Source organism: Idiomarina sp. D18 (genome assembly GCF_057748155.1).
The window spans coordinates 2,028,077-2,052,433 of sequence record NZ_CM173240.1 but is presented as its reverse complement, the minus strand read 5'-3'; the positions used below and the strand labels follow the sequence as shown (position 1 = coordinate 2,052,433).

Sequence of the window (24,357 nt, the reverse complement as noted above, 5' to 3'; positions counted from 1 at the left end):
TTTTTACTTTGATTTAATCAGGCGCTGCGATTAAGCAACGTTGATAGTCGGGATAATGTTCTCTTTCGCTGCTTTTTCAGCGTCGCGGAACGCATCCATTTGGTCAAAGTTTAGATACTTATAAACTTCGCCAGCCATCGCATTAATATCCTGCGCGTACTCGAGGTACTCTTCTGGTGTCGGTAAACGACCAACGATAGCACCGACTGCTGCAAGTTCTGCAGAAGTAAGGTAAACGTTTGCGCCATCACCTAAACGGTTAGGGAAGTTACGCGTTGAGGTCGATAACACTGTTGAGTTTGGCTCCACACGTGCTTGGTTACCCATGCACAGTGAACAACCCGGCATCTCAGTACGAACGCCATTACGTTCGTAAATGTCGTAGTAACCTTCAGTCTCAAGCTGAGCCTTATCCATTTTCGTTGGCGGCGCAATCCATAAGCGCGTGTTCAACGGATCTGAGTTCTTCTCAAGCAACTTACCGGCTGCACGGAAGTGACCGATATTGGTCATACAAGAACCGATGAAGACTTCGTCAACTTTATCGCCAGCGACTTCACTCAAGAATTTAGCGTCGTCAGGGTCGTTCGGACAACAAACGATAGGCTCTTTGATTTCATCAAGGTCGATTTCAATCACTTCTGCGTATTCAGCGTCTTTATCTGCACGCATTAACGACGGGTTCTCAAGCCATTCTTCCATCTTACGCGCACGGCGTTCAAGTGTACGTGCATCACCATAGCCTTCGTTGATCATCCAACGCAACATAGTGATGTTTGAGCGTAAGTACTCACCCACTGACTCTTCTGAAAGGTTGATAGTACAACCTGCCGCTGAACGCTCTGCAGAAGCGTCTGACAATTCGAACGCTTGCTCAACAGTTAGATGCTCAAGGCCTTCAATTTCTAAGATACGACCCGAGAATGCGTTTTTCTTACCGCGTTTCTCGACTGTTAACAAACCGTCTTTAATCGCAAACGCTGGGATCGCATGAACAAGATCACGTAATGTGATACCTGGCTGCATCTTACCTTTAAAACGCACCAATACAGACTCAGGCATATCCAGTGGCATAACGCCCGTTGCTGCAGCGAAAGCGACCAAACCAGAACCCGCAGGGAAAGAAATACCCAGAGGGAAACGAGTATGAGAGTCACCGCCAGTACCTACTGTGTCTGGTAATAACATACGGTTTAACCAGCTGTGGATGATACCGTCGCCTGGGCGCAGTGATACACCGCCACGGTTCATGATGAAGTCTGGCAACGTGTGCTGAGTCTCAACATCAACCGGTTTAGGGTACGCAGAGGTGTGACAGAATGACTGCATGACCAAGTCAGAGTTAAAGCCAAGGCACGCTAAGTCTTTGAGTTCGTCACGGGTCATTGGACCGGTGGTATCCTGTGAACCTACGGTTGCCATTTGCGGCTCACAGTAAGTACCTGGGCGTACGCCCTCCATACCGCATGCTTTACCGACCAGTTTCTGAGCAAGGCTGTAGCCCTTACCACTGTCTTGTGGTTGCTCAGGCGTTAAGAATAAATCGCTTGCGCCTAAGCCCAATGATTCACGCGCTTTTGCAGTCAAACCACGACCGATGATCAAGTTGATACGGCCACCTGCACGCACTTCGTCTAGGATAACGCGCGATGCGTAATCATATTCAGCGATCACTTCGCCCGTTTCGTTTTTGATTTTGCCTTCGTATGGGAAGATGCTGATCACATCGCCCATGTTCATTTTCTCAACGTCGGCCTCAAATACTAATGCGCCCGCGTCCTTCATCGTGTTAAAGAAGATAGGTGCAACTTTACCGCCGATACAGATACCGCCTGCACGCTTGTTTGGCGTACCTGGCATATCTTCACCGATGTTCCACAGTACAGAGTTAGTCGCTGACTTACGTGAAGAGCCAGTACCCACAACATCGCCTACGAATGCAACGGGGTGACCTTTCTTCTTAAGTTCTTCAATTTGCTCGCCGGCATTGGTGATGCCTTCACGCGGCATTTTGTACATCGCCTTAGCGTGCAAAGGAATGTCAGGACGTGACCATGCATCCGGTGCAGGTGATAAATCATCGGTGTTGGTCTCACCCGTTACTTTAAATACAGTCGCTTTGATTTCGTCCGCCATCTTGTCACGGCTAGTGAACCACTCACCTTCAGCCCATGATTCAACGACTTCTTTTGCAAGCGCGTTGCCTGCTTTCATTTTTTCTTCAACGTCGTGGAAGGCGTCGAACATCAAGATGGTGTGCTTAAGCTCTTCAGCCGCAAGACGACCTAATTCAGCGTCATCTAACAACGCGACTAAAGTCTCGATGTTATAGCCACCGTGCATGTTGCCCAACAATTTAACGGCTTGTTCTTTACTGATAACAGGGCTTTCGACGTCGCCTTTAACAACTGCGCTCAAGAAGCCTGCTTTCACATAAGCCGCTTCATCGACGCCTGGAGGTACACGCTCTGAAAGGAGCTCGACTAAAAACGCTTCTTCACCCGCGGGTGGGTTTTTTAGCAGCTCAACTAAATCTGCAACTTGTTCAGCCGTTAATGGCTTCGGAGGGATGCCCTCAGCGGCACGCTCTTCAACGTGCTGACGATATTCTTTTAGCACTCCAGTTACCTCTTGTGTGTTTGCATGAGAAATAATGACTTCACTAGTGGCGGGCATTATACGCATTTTCCCGCTAATTCACACGGCACGCGGCTATAAATCAGACAATGTAGGGTATAAATACTATGAATAACAGAAGGTTTTAGCTATCAACGGTCTTTTCGGCAAATGCTTGCCAAATGGCCTCAGCCGCAGGACCCGGACTGCGTATTGCCGAACGTATAATGTGTACTTCTAAATTGACCCGTTGCACGAACCCCGGAATTTCGATTTGTACCAACTCGCCACTGGCCAAATAAGGTGCGGCCATGTGCATAGGAATCGCCCCCCAACCTAGACCAGCAACGAGCATATCTCGTTGTGTCGCCACGTCACTGGTTTGAATACGTCGCTGACTCGGGAGTTTGAGGATAGCGTCGACATTAATACCGACTTCGAGTACTTGCGGCACCAACATCGGTAGCCCCAACAGTTGCTGCCGATTATCAGGCACACCGCCATTTTCTTTGCCAAGTTGACTATGCATTACAACGACAAGTTGAAAAGGGCTCACTTTGAGTGTCTCAAATTCGCCGTACTGTCGAAACAACGGCAGCCAAGGACAAATCGCGAGATCGGCTTCACCCTGATTAATGCGTCGCAAGGCTCGTAGTTGCGATTCGCCTTCAAAGCGTAATTCGGTGGCGGGAAATTCGCTTTGTACTAAGGTTATGGCATCGAACCAATAACGCGCATCGCAGGTGTGGTCAAAACAAAGCGTTAAATGGGGTTCAGCGCCGGTGCGCAAACGACTGGATAACGTATCCAAGCGCTCATGCTGGCGCAAGACTTCTTCAGCTTGTCGTAAAAACTGTTGACCGTGCGCTGTCAGTTGCAGACGGTAACCGTCCCGATTAAATAGTGCAAAGCCAGCCTCTTGCTCGAGCTTTTTGAGTGCCATACTAATGGCTGACTGGCTACGGTGCAGTTGCTGAGCACTTTTTTGAAGCGAGCCCGAAGCGGCGACGCTCGCCATCATTTTAAGATGCAGTATATTCATTAAAATTGAAGTAGTTAAAAAGATTTTTTCAATATAACTAAATTAAATTTAACGCTAAACTAAGCGATAAGCAAAGTTTTTCCTATTAACTTGCGCCCAATGGGAGTTCCAAAATGAATCGAATGATTGGCTGCATCACGCTATGCACGGCGTTTTTGTTAACAGCATGTTCCGAACCTGCATCCAGCAACGTCTCGGCAGAGAAGCCACCTCGCCCAGTGCGGATCGTCACGGTGCAAGATGCCGGCGGGGAACAACTACGCCAATTTCCAGCCGTCGTTGAAGCCGCCGAAGTGGCACAGTTGACCTTTCGTGTTGCGGGTGAGGTCAAGGAGCTACCAGTAAGGGCGGGCGCCCAGGTCAAAAAAGGCGACCTCATTGCTCGCCTTGACCCGACGGACTACCGTCTGGCGATGGAACAAGCAAAAGCGCAATTCGACTTGGCGTCGTCACAGTATCAACGCAACAAGAAGCTGGTTGCGCAGGGGCTGATGTCCGAGGCGCAGTTCGATCAAATTGAGTCGCAGCTGGCTGTTGCCCGAGCGAATTATGAAACCACCAAGGCTAACTTAGGCTATACCGAGCTACGCGCACCTTTTGATGGTGTAATAGCTCAACGACCTGTTGAGCGCTACGAAAATGTTCAAGCAAAGCAACCCATTGCGACTTTGCAAATAGCCAACGCAGTGGATGTTTCTATCCAAGTGCCGGAAAATCTCTTTGCGCAAGTGAATAAAAACCTTAATTATGAGCCGACGGTAGTATTTGATGCTGCGCCACAAAAACGCTTTGTCGGTCATTTGAAAGAGTGGGACTCCCAGGCAGATCCCGCTACCAACACCTATGAGGTCGTGTTTACCTTACCTCGCCCCGATGAATTGAATATTCTGCCAGGCATGACTGCAACGGTTATTGTCGATTTACGGCAAGTTATGCGCGGCACTCTGGAAGGCGTGTTAGTGCCTTCGACCGCCGTGTTTGATGAGCAAGATAACCAACATTATGTATGGGTCGTCGATGCGCAAATGCAAGTCGAAAAGCGAAGCGTCGAAGTCGGGAACATGACCAACGAGGGTCTACTCGTCACTGATGGGCTCGCAGTGGGTGAGCGTATCGTCAGCGCGGGTGTATACCAACTACAGCCGCAGCAGCAAGTGCGTGAATGGCAGCGTGAGCGGGGGCTGTGATGAATATAGCTCAATACAGTATGGAGCGAAAAACCAGTAGTTGGCTGTTGCTTATTGTTCTACTGGTTGGGGGCATTGTCAGTTTATTACAGCTTGGGCGACTTGAAGACCCCAAGTTTACTATTAAGCAAGCCATGGTAATCACCGCCTACCCAGGCTCATCGGCACAACAAGTCGAAGAAGAGGTTACTTACCCACTTGAAAATGCCATCCAGTCGCTCAGTTACGTCGATAATATTCGCTCGATCTCGAAGCCCGGCCTGTCGCAAATAACCGTTGAAATGAAGTCCACTTATCGCGCTGATGATCTAGAGCAAATTTGGGATGAATTGCGCCGTAAAATCAATGACAGCGCGCGTAATTTACCGCCAGGAACACAACAACCGATCATTCGTGACGATTTCGCTGATGTTTATGGTGTGCTGCTCGCCATTACCGGTGACGGTTATGATTATCAAGACATCGAATATTACGCAGACTTCCTACGTCGTGAATTGGTGCTGGTGGAGGGCGTCGGCAAAGTGATCGCCAGTGGCGAACAGCAAGAGCAGGTGATTGTTGAAGTATCACGGTCTAAGCTCTCAAATGTTGGTATTCCCACGAGTCGTATCGCTAACTTGCTAACCACACAAAATACCGTGGCCGATGCTGGGCGAGTCACGGTAGACGAGGAGCGTTTTCGGATTGCCACAACAGGTGAATTTGAATCCGTGGAAGAGCTTGCTAATTTGGTGATTAGTAATCCGGGAGCCGAGCAACGGATTTACTTACGTGACGTCGCACAGATTTACCGTGATACCAAAGAAATTCCCAGTCATATTGTACGCTTCAATGGACAGCCCTCAATTTGGCTAGGCGTCTCATTTGCAGATAATGTCAACGTGGTTGACGTAGGACAGCGTATTAACCAACGTTTGGACGAGTTGAGCTATGCTCAACCCGTGGGCATGAGCGTGGAGCGTATTTACGACCAGCCACACGAGGTCGAAAACTCGGTCGATAATTTCTTGATGAATTTGGTCGAAGCCGTAGTCATTGTGATTATCGCTCTTTTACTGAGTATGGGCTTTCGCAGTGGGATTCTCATTGGTGGCGTGCTGCTATTAACCGTATTGGGCACGTTCATCTTCATGAATATTTTTGATATCAACCTCCAGCGGGTGTCACTAGGAGCGCTCATCATTGCGCTGGGTATGCTGGTGGATAACGCCATTGTTATTGCCGATGGTATGATGGTCGGTATGCAACGCGGACAAACCAAGCTTAAAGCCGCGGTGACCGTGGTTCGCCAGAATCAATGGCCACTGCTCGGTGCCACCGTGATTGGCATTATCGCCTTTGCACCTATCGGGTTATCTTCTGATGCGACGGGGGAATTTGCCGGAAGCCTGTTTTGGGTGTTGTTGATTTCGTTACTACTCAGTTGGATAACCGCGCTGACACTTATTCCATTCTTAGCCGACCGAATGTATAAAGAGGGGGATAAATTGGCGGCGGATGGTGATGATGTGTATGGTCATCCGGTGTTTAAAGGTTATCGACGTGTATTATCGTGGTGCTTGCAGCATCGTTTGCTGACCATGTTAGCGATGCTGGCGCTCTTGGTCACTTCGGCGGTGGGCTTCAAACAAGTTAAACAGGCATTTTTTCCACCGTCGACGACGCCCATGTTTTACGTCGACCTTTGGTATCCAGAAGGCACTGACATTCGTTTTACGTCTCAAGATGCAAGACGTGCTGAGCAATACTTATTGGCGCAACCAGAAGTCGCCTCAGTTGCGACCACCGTTGGTCAGGGAGCGCCGCGCTTTACCCTGACTTACTTGGTCGAAAAGTCTTACGAAAGTTACGCGCAGTTGATCGTAAGGGTCGCTGACAAAGACACCATGATGAATGTCATGGCAGAGACACGTCAGTATTTAAGAGAACATCACCCTCAGGTCGAAGATAAACTCATACGTGTCAATATTGGTCCAGCAACGCCCGCTAAGATAGAAGCGCGCATCAGCGGTCCTGATCCGGAGGTCTTACGCAAACTGGCTCAGCAAGCTGAGACAATTTTACGCGACGATCCTGGGGCGATGAATATTCGTCATGATTGGCGCCAAAAGACCAAGTTGCTTCGACCGCAATTTGATGAAGCGGCCGCGCGTCGTTTGGGTATTACTAAACAAGATGTAGACCATTTACTCAAAACCAATTTTGAAGGTCGCACCGTTGGCATTTATCGCGACGGAACTGATTTATTACCGATTATCTCGCGCGCGCCGGCGCAAGAGCGAGTTGACTTGGATAACTGGCGCGAATTGCAAATATACAGTCCTGTGCTTGATCGCTACTTACCGCTAGGACAAGTGGTTCAAGATATTAATGTGGTCTGGGAAAACGCCCTGATTATGCGTCGTGATAGAAAACGGACGCTGACAGTGATGGCCGATCACGACGTGCTCGGTAACGAAACGGCGGCGGCTGTATTTGCGCGAGTAAAACCCAAAGTTGAACAGATGGAACTACCACTCGGTTACTCTATCGAGTGGGGCGGTGAGCATGAGGCATCCAATAAAGCGCAGAAAGCACTATTTGGTTCTTTACCACTCGGATTTCTCGCGATGTTCATTATTACCGTATTGTTGTTCAATTCGATCCGTCTAGCGACTGTGTTGTGGACTACAGTGCCCTTATCGATTGTGGGTGTCACCTTAGGCTTGTTAGTGCTGAATATGCCTTTCGGGTTTATGGCACTGTTAGGTTTTCTCAGTCTTTCCGGCATGCTAATCAAAAACGGTGTGGTATTACTTGAGCAGGTAAATGTTGAGCTTGAGGAGGGTAAGCCTGCGTATCAAGCTTTAGTGGATGCTTCGGTCAGTCGTGTAAGACCGGTATTTATGGCCGCTGCAACCACGATATTAGGCATGTTACCGCTATTACTGGATGACTTCTTTGCGAGTATGGCGACGGTCATTATGTTTGGTTTAGGTTTTGCAACGGTACTGACATTGTTTGTCGTCCCAGTGATGTATGCCGTTGTGCAGCGAGTTAAAACACCTAAATCATCGTAGTCGATAACATCGGCTCATAAAAAAGGCTTGCCGTATTTGGCAAGCCTTTTATTTATCTATCAGTCGTCTTGGTTAGGCCGACTTTTGGTCATCAATCCATTGATTAATATGCTGCTCTAACACATCCAGTGGCACACTGCCGTTCTCGAGTATCGCATCGTGGAACTCGCGTAGATCAAAATCACTACCAAGCTCGTCTTCTGCTCGCTTGCGCAGTGCTTTGATTTTCAACTCACCCAGCTTATAGGACAGTGCCTGAGCGGGCCAAGTGATATACCGATCAATTTCAGTTTTCACGTTATGCAACGATAGGGCGGTGTTGCTCGCCATAAAGTCAATTGCGCGTTCACGGCTCCAGCCCATGGCATGCATACCGGTGTCTACCACTAAACGTGCCGCACGCCACATCTCATAGCTTAGGCGACCAAAGTTGCTGTATGGATCTTGATAAAAACCGGCTTCTAAACCCAAATATTCAGAGTACAAGCCCCAGCCTTCACCAAAAGCAGAAATATAAGTTTGCTGGCGATACTCTGGCACATTTTCCATCTCTCCGGCGATTGCATTCTGCAAATGGTGACCTGGTACGGCCTCGTGCAAGGTCAATGCGGGGATTTGATACAGTGGACGACGATCCAATGCATAAGTATTTACCCAATAATAGCCCGCTTGGTCAGCACGGTTTGAGCCTTTATAACGACCGGTTGTGTACTTGGGAGCAATCTCGTCTGGTACAGGCGCAATACCATAGGGCTTACGTGGCAACGTTTTGAATAAGCCGGGTAGTTTACCATCCATCTTTTTAGCGACCAGCGCAGCGGTTGCGAGCAACTCTTCCGGCGTGTCTGCATAAAACTGATCATCGGTACGCAAGAATTCAACGAATTCATCAAAATCACCGTCAAAGCCTGATTCCGCAATTACTTCATCCATTTCTGCACGAATACGCTTAACTTCGCTCAACCCAATTTCGTGGATTTCTTCGGCGGTCATGTCGGTTGTCGTGTAATGCTCGATACGGTTCTTATAAAACGCTTTTCCATTAGGTAAGTCATAAGCGCCGATTGAATCACGTGAGTTCGGCAAGTACTCGGTGACCATAAAAGTAAAGTAGTCATCGTAAGCTGGCATAATCTGGTTATCGATGACGTTACGCGCTTGTTGTTGCAGTTCAGCCCAAGTGGCATCATCAACAAAGCGAGGTTGTTGTTTGAACGGGTCAAAATAAACACTTTGCTCAGGATTTTGCACAATATAGGCAAGGATACTTTCTTCAAATCCTTCCATCGCTGCTTTCGGTTGCGTGTAGCCTTCCTCAATTGCCTTACGCAGCCAGTTAGTTTGTTGTGTCATGTACCGCTGAATAGTTGCTAGCTTACTAAGGTAGTCGCGATAATCCTGAGTCGACTCAAACCGCGTATTACCTGGCATGAACGCCAATGACGAATGAAATGAGCCCTCTGCAGTGAGTGGCATATAATGAGCTTTAAAGCGATACTCGTCGACGCTATTTTTAAGTGAATATGAGATCATTGCATGGTTAATGCGATCTTGAGAACTGAGCTGGCTGACATCAATCGCATCAAGTTGTGCTAACCACTTTGCGTGCTTCTGATAACGCGCATTAAGTGCCGCTGGGGACATGTCCGGTAATGCCGTTTTGTGGCTTGCTGATAAGTCTTCCCAAACAGTATTGGCCAGTGTATGAAACGACTCGGTCAATGAAGTTTGCTGACTGACTTGATGAGTTTCAGCGTTCGGCGGTGTATGCGATTGGCTTGCACACGATACCAGTGAGACAATACTGGCGGCTAAAATCAATTGGCGCATGATTTTTCCTTGCGATTCTGTGTGATTTACAGGCATTCTATAATGCCTGCAGTTCCGATGAATGTAAAAATAACTAAAATAACGTTTAACTGGAACGGAGATACACTTTGTTAAAAGCGCAATCCGGAATTTGTGACGAGCCTAATCTACATGGGCTGAGTCTGTTTTGCCATGTTATGACCGATGATGTGGATGTCATGCGTCGCAAAATTGCTCGTATTCCATCGATTATCGATGAGCTCAGCGATCGCTTCTCGGAAGCGATGTTGAATGGGTTTATCGCGATTGGCAGTGAGTATTGGGATATTCTTTATCCTGAGCATCGTCCCGAGGGCTTTGGTAGCTTCCCCGAGCTGCGAGAGGGCCATAGAGATGCGCCCGAGCAGGTGTTCGATTTGCTGATTAACCTCCGATCAGATCGCTATGATGCCAATTACTTAGCCGCTCGCACACTTAATGAGTGGTTGGGTTATGATATCGAAATCGCGGAGCATGTTCATAGCTTCCGTTATCTCGATGGCCGTGATCTGATGGGATTCGTTGATGCGCCTGATAATCCACGTGGTTTACGCCGCCGAAATGTAGCGCTAATCGACAAACAACAAAGTGACTTGTTTGAGCACAGTAGTTATCTGTTCGTGCAAAAGTTTAAACATGATTTAAAGCGTTGGGACTATCTCGGTATTGAGCGTCAGGAGCAGGTATTAGGACGTGATAAAGTCACCTCGGAAAAGTTACCCGAGGCCGACATTATCGGTGTCACTCATGCCAGTAAAACGCGCTTGCTTGATAAAAATGAGCAACCTATTCCTTTATTACGGCAAAATATGGCGTGGGGTGATACGCGAGAGCAGGGTATGTTAGCGATGTATTTTACATGCCAGCCAAAGGCCGTAGTGAACTGGCTCAAGCAGCGCTATCAAGAAGATGACTCGAACCAATACGACCCTTTGCTCGATTACACGCAAGCCACAATCAATTCGGCATTCTTCGTGCCGAGCCGGGCGTTTCTTGCATTGAGTGTAGAACGCTCGGCTTGCTGAGCCCGCGAATCGCTATTTAACTTTCGTTGTCCGGTACAACCGAGTGTGCCTCAAATAACGACTTTACTTTTTCTAAGGTAAAATCGATCTCAGAGACCTTTAACGGCGCGATAAAAATGGTGTCGTCGCCCGCGATGGTTCCAAGTACGCCTTCCTTTTTACCGACCGAATCAAGTAAGCGAGCAATGAGTTGTGCGGCACCCGGGCTAGTACGAATAATGACCATGACATCATTGTGCTGAATATCCAAAACAAGTTGGTTTAATGGTGCTTTAGCCGAGGGCACTGATATTTCGGCGGGTAAACAGTACACCATCTCTTGTTTAGCATTCCGTGTTCGCACTGCACCATGCTTACTAAGCATACGCGAAACCTTGGATTGACTGACATTGCTAAAGCCTTGTTGCTTGAGTGCCTCAACGATTTCACCTTGTGAACCGTAGCGTTCTTCTTTCAATAATGCTTTAAATGCTGCCAGTAGTTTTGCTTGTGTCATGCCCTTCGCCTAGATCAGTTTATTTGTATTTTAAGCCCTATTGGAGTACAGTTTTGCGCCATATCCGCATAACTATTCTATGCTTATGCAGTCACTAATCCAACATAAAAACGGAGTCTGAGATGAAAGTAGCCGTATTAGGTGCGGCCGGTGGTATCGGCCAGGCGTTATCTTTGTTGTTAAAAACTCAACTACCTGCGGGTTCTGAACTGTCTTTATATGACGTTGCCCCAGTTGTTCCTGGTGTAGCGGTTGATCTGAGCCACATCCCAACTGACGTAAAAGTTACCGGTTACGGTAAAGATGATTTAGCGTCGGCGCTTGTTGGTAGCGATATCGTTTTGATTCCAGCAGGTGTTCCGCGTAAGCCAGGCATGGACCGCTCTGACCTGTTCAACATGAACGCCGGCATCGTTAAAAACCTTGTCGAAGGCGTCGCAGATAACTGTCCAGACGCGTGCGTCGGTATCATTACTAACCCAGTGAATACAACGGTTCCTATTGCGGCTGAAGTATTGAAGCAAAAGGGCGTTTATAATAAACAAAAACTTTTCGGCGTAACGACACTTGACGTTATCCGTTCTGAAGCTTTTGTTGCTGAACTGCGTGGTTTGAATCCTGCTAATGTCACTGTGCCAGTAATTGGCGGCCACAGCGGCACGACGATTCTGCCACTGTTGTCACAAGTCGAAGGCGTTGAGTTCACTGAGCAGGAAATCAAAGATTTGACTCACCGTATCCAGAATGCGGGTACCGAAGTTGTTGAAGCGAAAGCAGGCGGCGGTTCTGCAACACTATCAATGGGTCAAGCCGCAGCTCGTTTCTGCTTGTCATTAGTTAACGGATTGCAAGGTCAGGACACTATCGAGTGCACTTACGTTGAAGGTCCTGGTGATAACGCTAAATTCTTCGCACAGCCAGTTCGTTTAGGCAAGAATGGTGCAGAAGAAATCCTATCTTACGGTGAGTTAAGCGCATTCGAACAGAAATGCATGGATGACATGCTCGACGGTTTGAAAGGCGATATCCAAAAAGGTATCGACTTCGCATCTTAATCGCGAAGCGAACAAAAAAACCGCATGCTTGCATGCGGTTTTTTTATGTCTGATTTATGTGATGAGCCTATTTATGCGACGCGATCAACCGCTAAATGAGTCAGCGCGATCAACGCTTGCTTGTAATCTGATTCAGGTAAAACGGCTAAACTCTCCCGCGCCTGCTGCGCCGCCTCAAGCGCTTTTTGACGAGTGTACTCGAGTGCGCCCGTGGCGTGCATAGCCGCAAGCACGGTTTCTAAATGTTCACGCCCATCACCTTGTTCTATGGCTTCTCGAATCAACTTGCAAGCAGCTTCATCACCGTGCCACATCGCGTATAACAGCGGTAGTGTCGGTTTACCCTCAGCGAGATCATCGCCCGCGTTTTTGCCCATGGTTTGACTATCGGATGTATAATCCATCAGATCGTCGACCAATTGGAACGCGGTGCCCAAATAGCGACCATAGTCAGCCAATTGTTCGGTCACTGTGCTGTCTTGTTCGGTAAGCACGCCAGCCAGTTGTGTCGCAGCCTCAAACAACTTCGCCGTTTTGCCATAAATGACATCAAAGTAGCGTGCTTCGGTGGTGTCCGGATCATTACAGTTCATCAACTGCAAAACCTCACCCTCTGCGATCACGTTGGTGGCATCCGCTAAAATACTCAAAATCGTCATTGAGTCGAGCTGAACCATCATTTGGAACGCGCGGGTATATAGAAAGTCACCAACGAGTACCGAGGCTTCATTACCAAATACCGCGTTAGCGGTCTTGCGACCACGTCGCAGTTCCGACTCATCAACGACATCGTCATGCAGCAACGTTGCCGTGTGAATAAATTCGATAATAGTCGCCAGCGATAGGTGGGCACGGCCTTCATAACCGAGTGCACGACACGAAAGAACAGCAAGCAGAGGACGTAGTCGCTTACCGCCACTATTCACAATATACATGCCCAGTTGATTGATCAGCGCTACATCGGAGCTTAACTGTTCGCCAATGAGCGCGTTAACGCCTTGCATGTCTTTTTGTGCGAGATCGTTAATGGACTTCAGATCCATCATAATATGAGATGCTTTACGTAAATTTAACGGAGATGGGATGTTACAATATATGAGCGTGCGTTGCTAGCCATTGGCATCGACGTTGAATAACTCGAAAAAGTGGGCAAATGAATCATAAAAGAACACCATAAACTACTTGCGATCCTTTTGTTTATTCAGTAGAATTCGCGACCTATTTTAAATTCGAGTGCCTAATGGGCAGTGGAGATTACTATGTACGCAGTATTCCAAAGTGGCGGTAAGCAGCACCGTGTGACTGAAGGCCAAATCGTCCGCCTGGAAAAACTGGAAGCAGCTACCGGAGACGTAGTTGAGTTCGACCAGGTTCTTATGGTTTCTGACGGCAGCGATGTAAAAATCGGTGCGCCGTTTGTATCAGGTGGCAAAGTGACAGCTGAGATCGTTGATCACGGTCGTGGCGACAAAGTGAAGATTGTTAAATTCCGTCGTCGTAAGCATTCACGTAAGCAACAAGGTCACCGTCAGTGGTTCACAGAAGTGAAAATCACTGGTATCAACAGCTAATTTAAGGAGTAACGACACATGGCACACAAAAAGGCTGGTGGTTCTACTAAAAACGGTCGTGACTCAGAGAGTAAACGTCTGGGTGTTAAGCGTTTCGGTGGTGAGTCTGTATTGGCAGGCAACATCCTAGTTCGTCAACGTGGTACTAAATTCCACGCTGGTAGCAACGTAGGCATGGGTAAAGATCACACCTTATTCGCGACCGCGGAAGGTAAAGTTTCTTTCGAAACTAAAGGCAGCAAAAACCGTAAATTTATCAGTGTAATCACTGACTAATTTCAGCTGTCTCAAAAGATTTGAAAAGCCCTGCCTTTACGGCAGGGCTTTTTCATATGTGCTAACCTTAGTATCCTCAAGAATTGTTCTAAAAGAAGTCGCTCATGAAATTCGTAGATGAAGTAGAAATCCGTGTGGAAGCCGGTGATGGTGGTAATGGCTGTATCAGCTTTCGCCGTGAAAAATATATTCCCAAAGGTGGCCCCGATGGTGGCGACGGCGGAGATGGCGGCGATGTCTATTTAGAAGCCGACGAAAACCTCAACACCCTTATTGACTACCGTTTTGAGCGTTTTCACCGCGCTGAGCGGGGTCAAAACGGAATGAGTAAAAATTGTACAGGTAAACGGGGTGAAGATATTACCTTAAAGGTGCCGCCGGGCACTCGTGCGAAAGATATCGATACGGGTGAGGTGATTGGTGATTTAACACGCCACGGTCAGCGTATCATCGTCGCAAAAGGTGGTTTCCACGGGTTAGGCAACACGCGTTTTAAAAGCAGCGTTAACCGTGCCCCGCGACAAAAAACCAATGGTACGCCGGGTGAAGTACGACAACTTCAGCTCGAATTGATGCTGTTGGCTGACGTCGGGTTATTGGGAATGCCTAATGCAGGTAAATCGACCTTTATTCGTTCGGTATCTGCCGCAAAACCTAAAGTCGCGGATTACCCGTTTACCACTCTGGTACCCAATTTAGGTGTTGTGCGACCTGCGGCTCACCACAGCTTTGTGATCGCTGATATTCCAGGTTTGATTGAGGGTGCCGCCGAAGGTGCTGGTTTAGGTATACAGTTCTTGAAGCATTTAGAACGCTGCCGTCTGCTATTGCATCTTGTCGACTTAGCGCCATTTGATGAGAGCGATCCCGTTGAACAAGCGCGCGTTATCATTGAAGAGCTGGAGAAATACAGTCCTAAGTTGGCGGAAAAGCCGCGCTGGTTAGTGATCAATAAAGTTGATCTCGTACTCGAGGAAGAACGCCAAGAATTAGTTGATGACCTGGTTGAGCGATTAGGCTGGGAAGGTCCAGTGTATCAAATCGCCGCATTGGAAGGCCGCAATACGCAGCAGTTGTGTCATGATGTCGTCGAGTATATTGATACTTTGCCTTCACCTCATGAAGAAGCGCAAAAAGCGCAAGAGGAAGAAGCCGTCGACTTTAAATGGGATACGTACCATGATGAAGTGTTGGAAGAGTATCAAGATGAAGACGATTTTGATGACGACGATGATGATGACGACGGTGTCGAAGTCATCTACCAAAAGTAATGTCTAAAAAGGGCGACATTCAATGAAAGTTTCTATGATAGCCGCGATGGCGAATAATCGAGTCATAGGAAAGGACAACGCGATGCCATGGCATATTCCTAATGAGCTACAATATTTCAAAAAAGTTACATTAGGTAAGCCGATTGTTATGGGTCGGCGAACGTTTGAATCATTGGGTCGTCCCTTGCCAGGACGTAAGAATATTGTATTAACTTCGCAACCCGATCGACACCAAGACCCCGATAATGGCGTAATTTGGGTGGCAAGTGTCGACCAAGCGTTTGCCGCCGCTGGGGATGCTGAAGAGTTGATGATTATTGGTGGAGGAAAAATATATGAACTTTTTTTCCCGTATTGCGACCGTCTATATGTTACCGAAATCGAATTAGATGTTGAAGGCGATACATACTTCCCAGATTATCAAAAAGCGCATAGCTGGCAAGAACTTAAGCGGCAATTTGTTGCCGCCTCGGATGATCAAGTACCTGCCTATACTATTAAAGTACTCGACAAAGAAAGTTAATAAAGTGTTGTTTTTTCAAAGCGTTACTCCGACTTGCTTCGTTGATTGGGTCAGCGTTTCATAGTATTATTCGCGGCGAAAAAGTGAACAGTTGTAAGTGATGGGGGTCACACAATGAAATCATTCATCTTAAGTTCGTTAATTGCCGCGACGGCAATTGCGGGCGTATCTTTCAGCCAGCCGGCTAAAGCACAAAATGAACTAGCACTTAGTCTTTGTACGTATGTACAAGGCGATGACACGATGCGTTTGCGGAAAAAGTTACGCGATTCACGTGTACGTATGCGTGACGTATACTCGGGCATTCAGTGCAACGGTCAGTCGTTATTGCAATTTGCAATGACAAACGGCTCAAACGATATCGGCACCTTTATGGTTGGTCGACTTTCAGTTGATGACTTGGCAAGTTCAGGCGATTACGAATGGGCACAGCAAAATGGTCATGGCAGTTCACCTATAGCGGCAGCGATTAAAGAGCGTGCTGGCTTATAATTATTGAAGCTGTAAAAGATTGCAAAAAGCCTCCACTCTGGAGGCTTTTTTTGTGAACGTTAACAATTTGTTTCGATTCTTCTGTTGCCAAATAGGTGTGATACGAACAGAATATTCGTTCACCGTTATTTCTAGGACTTTTTCATGAACTTAGGTAATGATCGCAGCCCGCATGGAGGGTTAAGTTCGCGCCTGATAAAAACACTTTGTTGCTTGCTGATTGGATTTTTTGCGAGCGTGTCGAACGCGCAGGAGCAGCTCACTTCAACTGACGCGACTCATTGTTTTGTTAAAGGCTTTTCAGAGCGAATGGAGTGTGGTTACATCCAGGTTCCTGAGAATTACGAGCAGCCCGATGACCAACAAATCGATATTCACTACGCGATTATTCCCTCTATCCAAGAGAATGCACAACCGGATCCGTTACTGATTTTAGCCGGCGGGCCGGGTCAAGCAGCGACGGAACTCGCCCCGATGATTGCACGCATTTTCGCCGATGTTAGAAAGCAGCGTGATATCGTGTTGATCGACCAGCGGGGCACCGGTAAAAGTAATCCACTGTCATGTGAGGTAAATCGGCCGGATGAGCTGGTGAGATCCGACGATGAGCAAGACCTGTCAGAGCTCGCTGCAAAGTGCTTAGCACAGTATCCTAATGTCGATGTATCGCAATACAATACGCGAAATACTATTCGTGATTTTGAACAAGTTAGACAGGCGCTCGGCATTGAGCAGTGGAATCTATACGGCGGTTCTTACGGAAGCCGTGTTGGGCTGAAATATCTGCAACACGCTTCAAACTCAGTTCGTACTGCGACATTGGATGCCGTCGCGCCTCCCCAAGTGGTGATAGGTCCATTTGGCTTCAACGGCAGTTTGGCATTTGAAAAAATGCTGCAAGATTGCCAGCAGCAAAAGCCTTGTATGCAACGGTTTCCTAATCTGAAGCAAGACTATGATCAGGTCATGCAGTCGCTTGATCAGCAGAGTGTTCTTGTAGACACTCAAGATCCGTTATCTGCAGAACCTATGCAGATTCGCCTGACACCCGGTCGTTTTAGCTCTGTCGTACGGTTGGCGTTGTACAACCCTGCGACTAGACAACTCTTACCTTACGCGATCAGTGAGGCGCGTGCTGCTAACTATAAGCCGATTTTAGGACTTATGGGAGGCACCACCACTGCAGTTCAAAACTCGATATACTTAGGTCTGATGCTTTCAGTAGTATGCCGGGAAGACTTGCCGCGCGCGACTGAGAGCTTGTTAAAGCAGGACGCCAACAATGAGTTTATCGGAGGAAAAACAGGTCAAGCATTTGTCGACTTGTGTCAGGGTTGGCAAACGACGCCAGCGCCGAGCTCCTTTGCGCAGCCAGTTGAAAGCGAAAAGCCTGTGTTACTACTATCGGGTACTCAAGACCCTGTCACGCCGCCACGATGGGCTGATATTGCTGCGCGAACATTACCGAATAGTGTGCATGTAATAGCTCCATACGCAGGCCATACAATTGCGGGACATACGTGTGCTAATAGGATCGTCGCGCAATTCGTCCGCGCGGGTAGCGTCGAGGCGTTAGATACTCAATGTGTAAAGCAAAGAAAACTAGCACCTTTTGTGCTCAATGCTAACGGAGAGGGGCTTTAACATGATCGAAGTAAAATCGATAAGTAAGTCCTTCAAGACAGTAAGCGCGTTGAGTGAGCTGACATTCTCGGCCCGTGATGGTGAAATTACCGGTCTCTTAGGGCCGAATGGGGCAGGTAAGACAACTTGCCTTCGCATTATTTATGGATTACTTCGTGCCGACTCCGGGCAAGCGTTAATCGAAAGTGTGGATGCCAACAGATACCCGTTGCAGGCGCGAAGCAACTTGGGTATTTTCCCCGACAAATTTGGTCTCTATGAACGCTTAACAGTACGCGAACAAGTGCGCTACTTTGGCGAGTTACATGGACTACAAGCTGAACAACTTGAGCACAGTGTTGATAACGTTATCGAGCGCCTAGATATCGCCTCTCTGGCTGACAGGAAATCAGCTGGATTCTCGCAGGGGCAACGGATGAAAGTTGCCTTGGCACAGGCGTTGGTTCACAATCCTAAACATCTGATTTTAGATGAACCGAGTCGCGGTCTTGATGTGATGAGCACGCGGATTTTGCGCGATATTTTGCGTGAACAACGTGCGGCAGGCACCTGTATTTTATTTTCCAGTCACGTTATGCAAGAGGTGGCTGCGTTGTGTGACCGAGTGGTAGTGATGGCAGCTGGCAAAGTTGCAGCCGAGGGAACGCCGGATGAATTGTGCCAGTTAACCGGTGAAGCCGCTCTTGAAGATGCGTTCGTCAAGATTATTGGCAGTGACGAGGGGATAGCAGCCTAATGAGCGCTTACAAAACGATATGGAAAAAAGAGTTCAAGGATGCGCTCCGCGATAAGCGTTCAGTACTTGCGGCAATGTCGTATGCCTTCTTTGGTCCGATGCTGATGGCGGTTGCATTTTTCTTTTTGATTAGCCAATTAACCGATCCGAGCGATGTCAAAATAAGCATAGACGGTAAGCAGTATGCGCCTGAATTGATTGAGCATTTGCGTGAGAATGGAATCGTAGAACGTGACACCGATTGGCCGGCTGAGGTGACACCCATCGAACTCTCGATTCCAGAAAATTGGGCTGAAGCCATTGCCTCCGCCACTCCCATAGCGGTGACATTACGTGCAGACTGGTCCGCGCAAAAACAGCAAAGTGATATAAAAAGGGTAGAGCAGGCGCTACAAGCCTACTCCGCTCAAATAGCTAATTATCGACTGATTTTAAGAGGCATTGACCCACGCGTTATCCAGCCGGTTCAGGTAGCGAAACAAGACATGGCGACGCGGGGCTCTAAAGCCGCGCTTATCATGGGCAGCGTGCTAGTGTTTATCTTACTTTCGGTATTTTGGTCTGGCATGAATGTGGCGATCGATATTAGCGCCGGCGAGCGCGAACGTAATTCGCTTGAGTTTTTATTATCTCAGCCAGTCAGCTCGCAGGCGATCGTCATTGGTAAGGTGCTTGCTGCCTCCTGCTTCGCGTTATTTGGAGCCATGCTGTCGCTGATCCTTATTCCTATTATATTTAGTTTTGTACCGCTCCATCAAATTGGCATGAGCGTTGATTTCAGTTTAGAGATGTTGCTAATCATGTTTTTGGCATTAGTGCCATTGGCATTGTTAGCAACGAGTCTGCAACTATTCGTGTCTTTTCGAGCGAAGAACTTTAAAGAAGCGCAAACCTATATTAGCTTTCTGCTGATTATCCCGATGGCGGCGTCGTTTGGTGTCGAGTTTGCTCGTCTAAAAACGCCATTGCTTTACTATTTGCCATTAACGGGGCAGCATCAAACTTTCTTGTCTTTAATCCGGGGTGAGACAGTGAATTGGTTAGGAGCAGGTGTAAGCGCGGTATTCACGTTAGTAGTGGCCGTGTTATTAACTTATTTAATCGGACGTATGCTAAAGAGCGAAAAAACCGTGTTTGGACTATAAGCATTGTGGGGTGTTAGCCCCACATATCCCGTAGCCGTCCGTAATGATAAAACGCCCACTGCCCAACGCGACGAAAGCCAGCAAACGGAAACGGTTTAAGGTTCGACTGATAATACGGTAGAGCAGGTAACGGCAAACCGCAGGCTTTTTCCGCTAGCCTTTTACCCGCTAAAGCGCTAAAGCTAACGCCCGCGCCACAGTACCCCATGCTAGCAAAAACATTGTTGTCGAGTTGCATGATGCGCGGATAATCATCCAAAGACACACTGACCCAACCGCTCCAAAAGTCATCCCAATGCGTGATGTCCTTTAAGGCCGGGAAACTGGCATGAAGTGCGGCGAGTAGACGTTTAGCGTAGCGGGGACTCTCGGCATGGGCGCCTCGAATCGCACCACGACCACCGAATAATAGTCGACCGTCTGGCAGTAAGCGAAAGTAATACTTAAGTACGCGCGTGTCCATGTAAGCGAAGTCGTCTTTGAGCCCCGTCGCATCGAGCTGCGCGCGACTCAGCGGTGGCGTAACAATCACGCTAGAAACCACGGGCAAATTACGTTGTGCAAGGTCAGGGAACAGCCTTTGTGTGGTGTATGCATTCGTAGCAAAGAGTACATCACGCGCCACGATTTCGCCTCGTGCTGTGTTTACCCGCCACCCCTCGTCCGAACGGTGCATTGTGGTCGCCGCACAGTGTTCTATTAGCTGTGCGCCTGCTTGATGAGCTTGGCGAGCGACGCTAGCGGCTAGTTTTACTGGATTGATAGCAAAGCAATCATCAAACTTCAGACCCGCAAAGCCATGTTGTGTCTTGATGGTATCGGCAACCTGCTGCTTATCGAGCCATGTCACCGGCTGTTGAATCGAACGCAGGAATTGGTACTGCGCGCTTAGGGCTTTAACCGCCCCTTTATTATGTGCCAGTTTGACGTAGCCACCTTCGCGCAGGTCACATTGATCAGGGCAGTGCTTTACATGCGCTCTGATGCGCTCAAGGGCAAGTTGATGTTCGTTCGCCATTGCGTAGCCGACATCCTCACCGAAGCTATCGTGCCAGTGCTTCAAGCCGAGCCGGCCGGTACTTTTCATGACAAAGCCAGCATTGCGGCTTGAACACCCCCAAGCTAATTGCTGAGCATCGATGACAGTGACTTCACGTCCCTGTGCACGCAGTTCAATCGCTGCATTTAATCCCGTATAGCCTCCACCAATGACGAGTGCATCGGTCGCTTTAGGCAGCTGATTTAAACTCGCTGGCCATTTGACTGGATGACCTGCCCAATAGCCTGCACGTGGCGCTGCCTTGGGGAGCTCGGTGTCATTAAGCGGATCGTACATGGACTAAAGTCGCTCAGATGAAAAATAGAGTATCATTTCACCGGCTTTACAGTAGCAAGTACCATCGCATACGGGGCAGTAATAGCCGTCTTCAATCGAAGCTTGATACCAACGTTTAGCATGCGTGGTTATTAGTTCACCGCCACAGGCACTGAAGTAGCCATAAGCGCTGTTGTTCGGACTTTGCATCCATATATGCGCGAGTCCTGCTTCGCAACCGAGCTTTTTGGCGGCCTCGATACTAGCTGACAGCAATTTTTTACCAACGCCTAAGCCGCGAGCATTCTCGGCAACGGCAGCACATTTAAAGTAGCAAATATACTCAGGCGAAACCTGCCATGCGGCGGGTGTACATGCCTCGTCGATAGGCCACTGTCCCGGCGCGACCGTAAGCCGAACACCGAGTATTTCGCCTGCCTTTTCCGCTAAGAATGAAAGATTAATGTCACCCACTGTGCCTGCGTTGAGTAGCGCCGCGAGAGATTCCTCATTCAGGTAGTTATCGCCGTGAACTTCGTTTGCCAAACTAATAACGGCCGCTGAATCAGCGGCCGTTATAGGGCGAATAATCAATTCGTCTTGCATTATTAGTACCGATACTCGTCAGTTTTGAAAGGACCTTCGACCTCAACATGGATGTAATCAGCTTGCTGTTGAGTCAAGCGCGTGATCACACCACCAAAGCCTTGCACCATGTAGCGTGCAACTTCTTCGTCAAGCTGCTTAGGCAAGACTTCAACACGCAAGTATTCTTTTTGCTGCTCAATCGACATGTCGGCAAATTTCTGCTGGAACAAGTGCATTTGTGCGAGCACCTGGTTGGCAAAAGAGCCATCCATAATACGGCTAGGGTGGCCCGTTGCATTACCCAAGTTCACTAAGCGACCTTCAGCCAGCAACAATAAGTAGTCGTTGTCGTCATCAGAACGGTAGATCTTATGAACCTGTGGCTTAATTTCTTCCCAGCGCCAGTTTTTGCGCATGAACGCGGTATCGATTTCGTTATCGAAGTGGCCAATGTTACACACCACGGCGGTCGACTTAATCGCTGCTAACATGTGGCGGTCACAAACGTTCACGTTACCTGTCGTGGTAACCAATAAGTCGATGTTACCCAACAACGCTTTATTGATGGTGCTACCGTCGTCACTATTGACGCCGTCAATGTATGGCGAGACCACTTCATAACCGTCCATACACGCCTGCATTGCACAAATCGGGTCGATTTCTGTGACTTTAACGATCATGCCTTCTTGGCGTAAGCTCGCTGCAGAGCCTTTACCTACATCACCATAGCCGATGACCAACGCCTTTTTGCCTGACATTAAGTGGTCAGTCGAGCGCTTGATGGCATCATTCAATGAATGGCGGCAGCCGTATTTGTTATCGTTTTTCGACTTAGTTACTGAGTCGTTGACATTAATAGCAGGTACACGCAGGGTGCCTTGCTTGAGCATATCAAGGAGGCGGTGAACGCCCGTTGTGGTTTCCTCGGTAATACCGTGGATCTTCTCCAACATTTCTGGGAATTGCTCGTGGATCATTAGCGTCAAGTCGCCGCCATCATCCAAAATCATATTTGCATCCCAAAGCTCGCCATCTTTCTTACAGGTTTGCTCTAGGCACCACTCGTATTCTTCTTCTGTCTCGCCTTTCCAAGCAAAGACTGGAACGCCGGCTGCAGCAATGGCCGCGGCTGCGTGGTCTTGGGTTGAGAAGATATTACAAGAAGACCAGCGCACGTCCGCACCGAGTTCAACCAAAGTTTCGATAAGTACAGCCGTCTGAATGGTCATGTGGATACAACCAATAATACGGGCGCCCTTAAGCGGTTTCTCGTCCGCATATTTGCGACGAATAGTCATCAAAGCGGGCATTTCAGATTCAGCAATGGCAATTTCCTTGCGGCCCCAATCAGCCAGGTTAATATCTGCCACTTTAAAATCGGTGAACTTAGGATCGTTTAAACTCATAATGCTACCGTTATCCTTTGCATAAAAAATGGGTGTTAAGCGTAGCTTAGCAGCTTTTCTAAAAGTTGCTGTTGACGCTCTTTGCTCAAGCGCGCGCCGAACTCAGTGACAAGCTCTGCTGCTGCTAAACTGGCGAGTCGACCCGCTTGCTCAAGTTCCATATCTTGAGTAATACCGTATAGCATGGCACCGGCAAACATATCGCCTGCGCCGTTAGTATCGACCGCTTGAACAGGAACGCCTGGAATATGAATCTGACGCTCAGAATCAGCAATTAACGCACCTTCTTTACCGAGTGTGATAGCAACGGTCGATGCGCAGTTTAATAAACGTTGTGCAGCGGCGTGTGGATCCGTCTCACCTGTCAAAAGTTCGGCTTCTTCTCTATTACAGAACATCAAGTCGACACCGCCATCTAGAATTTCATCGATACCATCGCGGAAGTATTTAACCATCGCGGGATCGGAACAAGTCATGACAATTTTAGTATCATTTTCGCGGGCAACGTGTTTTGCTTCTGCAATAGCTTCACGGGCGATTTCAGAAGTAATTAAGTATCCTTCGATGTAGAGGTATTTCGCAGCGGCAATTGCCTCAGGATGAAGTTCATGAGTCGACAAATCGGCAGTAATACCAAGATGTGTACGCATCGTGCGCTCGGCATCGGGGGTGACCATCACTAAACAACGACCTGTGGTACCGTCATTATTTTGGCTGGTGAGGTTAGTTTGAATACCGACGTGCTCTAGGTCACGTTGATAAAAATCGCCCGCTTCATCGTTAGCGACTTTACAACAATAAAAAGCTGAGCCACCAAACTGTGCAAATGCGACCAACGAGTTAGCCGCAGAGCCACCGCCACATTGCTTTTTAAGGTCACCCATCGTACTGAGCTCGGCGATCAGTTTATTCTGATCCTCTTCCTCAATGAGTGCCATCATGCCTTTTTCCAAATGGTGTTTGGCTAGGAAGTCTTCGCTGACTTCAAATTCCTGATCGACGAGTGCGTTGCCGATGCCAATTACATCAATGGTTTTCATAATTACTTTCGGTTGCTTATTA

Annotated in this window: 21 protein-coding genes; 12 read left to right on the top strand and 9 right to left on the bottom strand. The window is 48.1% G+C overall.

Annotation, left to right across the window (positions count from 1 at the left end; all coding sequences use genetic code 11):
- Window positions 1–30 precede the first annotated feature (30 nt).
- Both AC3AP5_RS09890 and AC3AP5_RS09885 read right to left on the bottom strand, forming a co-directional pair.
- Window positions 31–2,619, bottom strand: coding sequence for a bifunctional aconitate hydratase 2/2-methylisocitrate dehydratase (locus tag AC3AP5_RS09890; RefSeq protein ID WP_286681547.1), 2,589 nt, complete (start codon window positions 2,617–2,619; stop codon window positions 31–33).
- Window positions 2,620–2,761: 142 nt separating this feature from the next.
- The gene (locus AC3AP5_RS09885; RefSeq protein WP_272978583.1) at window positions 2,762–3,637 is read right to left on the bottom strand and encodes a LysR family transcriptional regulator; all 876 of its coding nucleotides are present in this window, start codon (window positions 3,635–3,637) and stop codon (window positions 2,762–2,764) included.
- A 134-nt stretch (window positions 3,638–3,771) separates the two neighbouring features.
- Here AC3AP5_RS09885 and AC3AP5_RS09880 point away from each other — a divergent pair, with 134 nt between their 5' ends.
- The gene (locus AC3AP5_RS09880) at window positions 3,772–4,845 is read left to right on the top strand and encodes an efflux RND transporter periplasmic adaptor subunit (protein ID WP_487326643.1); all 1,074 of its coding nucleotides are present in this window, start codon (window positions 3,772–3,774) and stop codon (window positions 4,843–4,845) included.
- Complete coding sequence (locus tag AC3AP5_RS09875; protein ID WP_272978586.1) at window positions 4,845–7,904, top strand: efflux RND transporter permease subunit; 3,060 nt, start codon at window positions 4,845–4,847, stop codon at window positions 7,902–7,904. Before AC3AP5_RS09880 ends, AC3AP5_RS09875 begins: the two co-directional genes overlap by 1 nt.
- 72 nt (window positions 7,905–7,976) lie before the next feature.
- Here the strand turns inward: AC3AP5_RS09875 and AC3AP5_RS09870 are convergent, their stop codons facing one another.
- On the bottom strand, window positions 7,977–9,734 hold the full coding sequence (locus AC3AP5_RS09870) for a DUF885 domain-containing protein (protein ID WP_272978588.1): 1,758 nt from the start codon (window positions 9,732–9,734) through the stop codon (window positions 7,977–7,979).
- 107 nt (window positions 9,735–9,841) lie between these two features.
- Here AC3AP5_RS09870 and AC3AP5_RS09865 point away from each other — a divergent pair, with 107 nt between their 5' ends.
- A complete protein-coding gene (locus tag AC3AP5_RS09865; RefSeq protein ID WP_272978590.1) occupies window positions 9,842–10,777 on the top strand; it encodes a Dyp-type peroxidase in 936 nt (311 codons plus the stop codon).
- Window positions 10,778–10,793: 16 nt separating this feature from the next.
- On the opposite strand, the gene argR is transcribed toward AC3AP5_RS09865, so the two are convergent.
- The gene (gene argR, locus AC3AP5_RS09860) at window positions 10,794–11,273 is read right to left on the bottom strand and encodes a transcriptional regulator ArgR (protein ID WP_272978592.1); all 480 of its coding nucleotides are present in this window, start codon (window positions 11,271–11,273) and stop codon (window positions 10,794–10,796) included.
- Between the two features lie 122 nt (window positions 11,274–11,395).
- Between argR and mdh the strand changes: the two genes are divergently transcribed.
- Entirely contained in the window at window positions 11,396–12,328 is a 933-nt protein-coding gene (mdh, locus tag AC3AP5_RS09855) for a malate dehydrogenase (RefSeq protein WP_006956704.1), read from the top strand.
- Window positions 12,329–12,399: 71 nt separating this feature from the next.
- On the opposite strand, the gene ispB is transcribed toward mdh, so the two are convergent.
- The gene (gene ispB, locus AC3AP5_RS09850; protein WP_487327309.1) at window positions 12,400–13,371 is read right to left on the bottom strand and encodes an octaprenyl diphosphate synthase; all 972 of its coding nucleotides are present in this window, start codon (window positions 13,369–13,371) and stop codon (window positions 12,400–12,402) included.
- 216 nt (window positions 13,372–13,587) lie between these two features.
- Here ispB and rplU point away from each other — a divergent pair, with 216 nt between their 5' ends.
- From rplU to AC3AP5_RS09810, 8 genes are all read left to right on the top strand, one after another.
- On the top strand, window positions 13,588–13,899 hold the full coding sequence (gene rplU / locus AC3AP5_RS09845) for a 50S ribosomal protein L21 (protein ID WP_110574123.1): 312 nt from the start codon (window positions 13,588–13,590) through the stop codon (window positions 13,897–13,899).
- 18 nt (window positions 13,900–13,917) lie between these two features.
- Window positions 13,918–14,175: a 50S ribosomal protein L27 gene (gene rpmA, locus AC3AP5_RS09840; RefSeq protein ID WP_006956701.1), complete on the top strand. Its 258-nt coding sequence runs from the start codon at window positions 13,918–13,920 to the stop codon at window positions 14,173–14,175.
- Between the two features lie 104 nt (window positions 14,176–14,279).
- Window positions 14,280–15,446: an Obg family GTPase CgtA gene (gene cgtA, locus AC3AP5_RS09835; RefSeq protein ID WP_286681476.1), complete on the top strand. Its 1,167-nt coding sequence runs from the start codon at window positions 14,280–14,282 to the stop codon at window positions 15,444–15,446.
- Window positions 15,447–15,468: 22 nt separating this feature from the next.
- Complete coding sequence (folA, locus tag AC3AP5_RS09830) at window positions 15,469–15,969, top strand: type 3 dihydrofolate reductase (RefSeq protein WP_487326642.1); 501 nt, start codon at window positions 15,469–15,471, stop codon at window positions 15,967–15,969.
- Window positions 15,970–16,083: 114 nt separating this feature from the next.
- Window positions 16,084–16,461 carry a DUF3718 domain-containing protein gene (locus tag AC3AP5_RS09825; RefSeq protein WP_487326641.1) on the top strand — a complete coding sequence of 126 codons (378 nt, stop codon included), beginning with the start codon at window positions 16,084–16,086 and terminating at the stop codon, window positions 16,459–16,461.
- Between the two features lie 144 nt (window positions 16,462–16,605).
- Window positions 16,606–18,105 carry an alpha/beta hydrolase gene (locus tag AC3AP5_RS09820; RefSeq protein WP_487326640.1) on the top strand — a complete coding sequence of 500 codons (1,500 nt, stop codon included), beginning with the start codon at window positions 16,606–16,608 and terminating at the stop codon, window positions 18,103–18,105.
- 1 nt (window position 18,106) lies between these two features.
- Complete coding sequence (locus tag AC3AP5_RS09815; protein WP_006956890.1) at window positions 18,107–18,841, top strand: ABC transporter ATP-binding protein; 735 nt, start codon at window positions 18,107–18,109, stop codon at window positions 18,839–18,841.
- On the top strand, window positions 18,841–19,986 hold the full coding sequence (locus tag AC3AP5_RS09810; protein ID WP_006956889.1) for an ABC transporter permease: 1,146 nt from the start codon (window positions 18,841–18,843) through the stop codon (window positions 19,984–19,986). Before AC3AP5_RS09815 ends, AC3AP5_RS09810 begins: the two co-directional genes overlap by 1 nt.
- A 13-nt stretch (window positions 19,987–19,999) precedes the next feature.
- Here the strand turns inward: AC3AP5_RS09810 and AC3AP5_RS09805 are convergent, their stop codons facing one another.
- From AC3AP5_RS09805 to AC3AP5_RS09790, 4 genes are read right to left on the bottom strand one after another with little or no spacing between them, the layout of a single operon-like run.
- Window positions 20,000–21,322 carry an NAD(P)/FAD-dependent oxidoreductase gene (locus AC3AP5_RS09805; protein ID WP_487326639.1) on the bottom strand — a complete coding sequence of 441 codons (1,323 nt, stop codon included), beginning with the start codon at window positions 21,320–21,322 and terminating at the stop codon, window positions 20,000–20,002.
- 3 nt (window positions 21,323–21,325) lie between these two features.
- The gene (locus AC3AP5_RS09800) at window positions 21,326–21,907 is read right to left on the bottom strand and encodes a GNAT family N-acetyltransferase (protein WP_348671160.1); all 582 of its coding nucleotides are present in this window, start codon (window positions 21,905–21,907) and stop codon (window positions 21,326–21,328) included.
- Window positions 21,908–21,909: 2 nt separating this feature from the next.
- The gene (ahcY, locus tag AC3AP5_RS09795) at window positions 21,910–23,295 is read right to left on the bottom strand and encodes an adenosylhomocysteinase (protein WP_006956886.1); all 1,386 of its coding nucleotides are present in this window, start codon (window positions 23,293–23,295) and stop codon (window positions 21,910–21,912) included.
- Window positions 23,296–23,330: 35 nt separating this feature from the next.
- A complete protein-coding gene (locus AC3AP5_RS09790) occupies window positions 23,331–24,335 on the bottom strand; it encodes an adenosine kinase (protein WP_487326638.1) in 1,005 nt (334 codons plus the stop codon).
- Window positions 24,336–24,357: the final 22 nt, after the last annotated feature.